General features: G+C 70.9%; 5 protein-coding genes. All 5 read left to right on the forward strand.

The genetic code is table 11. The features are described from left to right. The coding region (locus FV222_RS17610) for a Gfo/Idh/MocA family oxidoreductase (RefSeq protein ID WP_147815288.1) at window positions 1-891 on the forward strand (891 nt) is incomplete at its 5' end. Next, a complete protein-coding gene (locus FV222_RS17615; RefSeq protein ID WP_147762257.1) occupies window positions 888-2,477 on the forward strand; it encodes a YcaO-like family protein in 1,590 nt (529 codons plus the stop codon). The genes FV222_RS17610 and FV222_RS17615, both read left to right, overlap by 4 nt. Beyond that, complete coding sequence (locus FV222_RS17620; protein WP_147753968.1) at window positions 2,474-3,340, forward strand: sugar phosphate isomerase/epimerase family protein; 867 nt, start codon at window positions 2,474-2,476, stop codon at window positions 3,338-3,340. The genes FV222_RS17615 and FV222_RS17620 overlap by 4 nt, the downstream gene beginning before the upstream one ends. Beyond that, complete coding sequence (locus FV222_RS17625; RefSeq protein WP_147762256.1) at window positions 3,337-4,572, forward strand: glycosyltransferase family 4 protein; 1,236 nt, start codon at window positions 3,337-3,339, stop codon at window positions 4,570-4,572. Before FV222_RS17620 ends, FV222_RS17625 begins: the two co-directional genes overlap by 4 nt. A gap of 4 nt (window positions 4,573-4,576) precedes the next feature. Continuing rightward, on the forward strand, window positions 4,577-4,823 hold a 247-nt coding region (locus FV222_RS17630; RefSeq protein WP_147815289.1), incomplete at its 3' end, for a PIG-L family deacetylase.

Genomic DNA, 4,823 nt, shown 5'->3' on the forward strand with positions numbered 1-4,823 from the left:
GAAGCGGAGGGCGCGCGCGCCTACGACAGCTTGGACCGCCTCATCGCCGACCCGGAGGTCGAAGCAGTGTACGTGGCGACGCCGAACCACCTCCACCGCCAGGCGGTCGAGGCGTTGTCGGCATCCGGCAAGGCGATCCTGTGCGAGAAGCCGATGGCGGCGACCTTGCGCGACGCCGAGGCGATGGCCGAGGCGGTCGGGCGTGGGCGCGCGTTCTACGGCACCGCGTTCGACCAGCGCCATCATCCCGGCCATCGCGCCATGCGCGACCGGATCGCGCGAGGCCAGCTCGGCACGGTGACGGCGATCCGCATCGTCTACGCCTGCTGGCTCGGGCGCGACTGGGCCGCCTGTCCCGGCCAGGACAACTGGCGCATCGACCCTGCCCAGGCCGGCGGCGGCGCGTTGATGGACCTGGCGCCGCACGGGATCGACCTCCTCGACTACCTCGTCGGCGAGTCTCTGGTGGACATCACGGCCCTCACGCAGATCCGCGCGCAGGATTACGCGGTCGACGACGGCGCGCTGCTGATCGGCCGGACGGCGGACGGCGTGCTGGCGAGCCTCAACGTCGCCTACAACTGTCCCGACGCGCTGCCGCGCCGCCGCCTGGAAGTGGTCGGCACCAAGGGCCTGCTCACCGCGATCGACACGATGGGGCAGACCGCCGGCGGCACCGTGACCTTCACCGACGGGGCCACCGGCCGCTCGGAGCCCGTCGCCTTCGACGCCGAGGCGTCGCCCTTCACCGAGCAGGTGCGGGCCTTCGGCTCGGCGCTCAGGCGGCCCGCCGAGCGGGACGCCTACTCGGCGGCGCGCGACCTCCACACCATGCGGCTGATCGCGCGGGCCTATGGCGCCGCGTCACAAGCAGACGGATCGAACACGTGACCGAGAACGACCAGGACACCCGGGCTCGCGATCCGCGCATCAAGGCGCCGCGTCCCTACGGCTTCGGCGGCCCACGCAAGATCGAGGGCCTGCCCCAGAACCTGCCGGAGCCGGTGCGGGCCTATCTCGACATCCTGCCGCCGGGGCGGATCGTCGGCTTTCCTCTGGCGCCCCTCGACCGCACCGGCATCCCGGTGTGGTTCGTCTCGCTGTTCCTCGACGACCCGTTCTTCGTCGGTGCGATGCCCTCCGGCATCGGCTACGGCGCCACCGACGACGAAGCGTTGATCGGCGCGGTGGCCGAGATCGCCGAGAACCTGATGCCGTCGCTCGCGGTGATGCCGCGCAAGAAGGAGCGCGCGAGCTACGACGACCTCGTGCGGGTCTACGGCGCCGGTTCGGTCGCCGACCCGCTGACCCTTTGCCTTCCGGCCGGCTCGCCGGTCGGGCGCGGCACGGTGATGGAATGGACCGCCGCCACGCGGGCCAAGACCGGCGAGATCGTGCTGATGCCGCTCGACGTCGCGGCCACCGACTATTTCGAGCTGTCGGAGGGCTACAAGCCCTTCACCAACCTGATCACCAACGGGCTCGGCGCCGGCCCGGACGTGCCGTTCGCCCTCGGCCACGGCGTATTGGAACTACTTCAGCGCGACGGCAATGGCCTGCTGTTCCGGGCGCTCGACCAGGGCGTGATGCTCGACGTCTCGCAGGGCCTGGGCCCTGAGACGCAGGCGATGCTCGACCGCCTCGATGCCCTCGGCATCCGGGCGCTGCCGAAGTTCGCCACCGACCAGTTCGGGCTGACCAACCTCTACGTCGTCGGCTACGACAAGAACCCCGCCGACACGCCCGTACCGATCGCGCTGTCGGCCTGCGGCGAGGCCTGCGACCCGGACCGCGAGCGGGCGCTGCGCAAGGCGCTGCTGGAGTTCCAGGCCGCCCGCGTGCGCAAGGCCTTCGGCCACGGACCGCTGGCCTTCGCCGAGCGTGTGACGCCGCCGGGCTACGTCGGCGCCTTCATCGAGAAGGCGCTGCCGAGCCTCGACCTGGAGGAGAGCCGCGCCCTGAAGGCGATGCTGGAATGGATCGTGCTGCCGCCCGAGGGCCTGCGCGACGTCCTGAAGGACACGGTCTATTCCGAGCGCGCGACGAAGGCGTTCACCGACCTGCCGACGACCCCGGCCGCCGACGGCCACGCCCGCGGAGAGATCGCCTGCGAACGCCTGGAGCAGGCTGGGTTCGACATCCTCTACGTGGACTGCTCGCCCGCGGGCGGCGCCGTCGGCGTGGTCAAGGCGATCGTGCCGGGGCTCGAAGTCGAGACCATGAGCTACTACCGCATCGGCGAGCGCAACGTGCGCAAGCTGATCGAGCGCGACCACCCGTTGATCAAGTTCGGCACGCCGAGCGAGACCCTGCTGCCGGTTCGCCTGACGCCGGAGGCGCTGGACCGGTTCGGCGGCCAGCCGCTGTTCGACACCGCCTTGGCGGAATCGATCGTCGGCAGCCACTATCCACTCTACCGCGAACCGGAATCGCATCACGCCCCGTTCCGCCTGGAGCAGCAGGGGAGGGCCGCATGAGCTTGCGCTTCGCCTACAACACCAACGGCGCGGCCAACCACCGCCTCGACGATGCGATCGACCTGATCAAGGGCGCCGGCTACGATGGCGTCGCGCTGACGCTCGACATCCACCACCTCGACCCGTTCGCCGAGGGGTGGGCGACGGAAGCCGGCCGGGTGGCGAGCCGTCTGGAAAAGCTGGAGCTCGGCTCGGTGATCGAGACCGGCGCCCGCTTCCTCCTCGACCCGCGCGCCAAGCACGAGCCGACGCTGGTTACCGCCGACGCCACGGCGCGCGCGCGCCGCGTCGGCTTCCTCAAGCGCGCGATCGACATCGGCGCGATGCTGAACTCCGAGGCGGTCTCGTTCTGGGCCGGCGTGCCGAAACCCGGAATCGACCCAGCCGAAGCGCGGGGCTGGCTCGTCGACGGCTTGACCGAAGTGGTCGCCTACGCCGCCGTGAAGGGCGTCGTGCCCTGCCTTGAGCCCGAGCCGGGCATGCTGATCGAGACGCTGGACGACTTCGCTGCGCTCAAGGTCGAGGGCCTGCGGCTCGCGCTAGACACCGGCCACTGCCTCGTCACCGGCGAGCGGGACCCGGCGGCGGCCGTCCACGAGTTCGCCGGCCGCGTCGGCACGGTGGCGATCGAAGACATGAAGCGGGGCGAGCACATCCACCTGCCCTTCGGCGAGGGCGACATGGACGTGCCCGGCATCCTCGACGCCCTGGAGGCGATCTGCTTCGACCGGTTGATCTGCGTGGAGCTGTCGCGCGAGAGCCACCGCGCCGACGCGATGATCCCGGCCTCCCTCGACTACCTCCGCAGCTGCCGGCGCGACGGGCCGGCCCTCCCGGACGACCAGGAGACCCGGCGGCAATGAGGATCTGCTTCGTCAGCCGGCGCTACTTCCCGGCGATTTCCGGCATGAGCGTCTACGCGCAGAACCTGTTGCGGGAGCTGGTCCAGGCCGAGCACGACGTGACGATGATCTCGCAGTATCGCGGCGACGCCTTCGGCACCCGCGTCTACGGCGGCGGCCCGCCGCCACCGGTCCCGGGCGTGCGGGTGATCGGCCTCGAACAGGTCGGCGAGCAGACGGACGGAGACTTCGAGCGCGACATCGACACGATGGTCGCGACGATCCGCGCCGAGCACGCAGCCAAACCCTTCGACGTGCTGCACGCGCAGTACGGCTACCCGACCGGCTGGGCCGTGCTCCTGGCCTCCAAGGCGCTCGGCGTTCCGAACGTGGTCTCGATCCAGGGCGGCGACGGGCACTGGGTCGGGTCGTGCTGCGAGACCCACCGCGTCGCGATGTGCGAGGTGCTGGCCCACGCCAACGCCCTGCTGATCGGCGGCGCCTCGTTCGTGGACGAGGTTTGCGAGCGGCTGGGGTCCGATCCGGCGCGCTTCACCATCGTGCCCGGCGCGGTCGACACCGCTCGTTTCACTCGAGGCGGCGACGGCTTGCCTGCGCCGCATGACGGTCCGATCCGCCTGTTTTATCACGGCCGCGTCGACCGCCGGAAAGGCGTGCTCGACTTCATCCGGGCCCTGGCGATCCTGCGCGAGCAGGGTACACCGTTCGCCGCCACGATCTCCGGCATCGGCCCCGACGTGGATTCATCTCAGGCCCTGTCGGCCGAACTCGAATTCGGGGAACACGAGATCCGCTTCACCGGCTACGCCGACTACGACGCCGTGCCGGCCCTCTACGCACAGGCCGACGTGTTCGTATCGCCGACCTATGCGGAAGGCTTCTCCAACACGATCCTCGAGGCGATGGCAGCGGGCCTCGCCGTCGTCTCCTGCCACGCGGTCGGCGTCTCGGACTGCCTGCGTGACGGGGAGAACGGCCTGCTGACGATGCCGGGCGACGTGCCGGCGCTCGCCGAGTCGCTGACGCGGATCGTCACCGACGCCGCCTTGCGCCGCCGTCTCGCCGGGGCCGGCCTGGAGGAATGCCGCCGGGTCTATTCGTGGACGGCAGTCGGCCGGCAGATCATGGCGGTCTACGGCGACATCGTCCGCGATACGCCGGCGACGGGCTTCTCGAACACGCTCCCGCATGATCCAAGCTGCCGGTTCCGGGCCGAGCCGCACCTGCTTTAGACCGATGCCCACAGCGCTTGCCCTCTCGCCCCACCTCGACGACGCCGCATTCTCCTGCGGCGGGACGCTGGCGACGCTGGCCGCGTCCGGCTGGCGCGTGGTGATGGCGACGGTGTTCACCCAGAGCGTCGCGGAACCCGCCGGGTTCGCGCTCGCCTGCCAGCTCGACAAGGGGCTCGACGCGTCGGTGGACTACATGCGCCTGCGCCGCGCCGAGGACGCGGCGGCGGCGGCCCACCTCGGGGTCGAGG

It is taken from the genome of Methylobacterium sp. WL103 (assembly GCF_008039885.1).
Taxonomy (GTDB): domain Bacteria; phylum Pseudomonadota; class Alphaproteobacteria; order Rhizobiales; family Beijerinckiaceae; genus Methylobacterium; species Methylobacterium cerastii.

What these genes read in the sequence shown, in the direction of transcription:
- FV222_RS17620 (WP_147753968.1), top strand. Translation starts at nt 2,474, where the DNA reads ATGAGCTTGCGCTTCGCCTACAACACCAACGGCGCGGCCAACCACCGC.
- FV222_RS17625 (WP_147762256.1), top strand. Translation starts at nt 3,337, where the DNA reads ATGAGGATCTGCTTCGTCAGCCGGCGCTACTTCCCGGCGATTTCCGGC.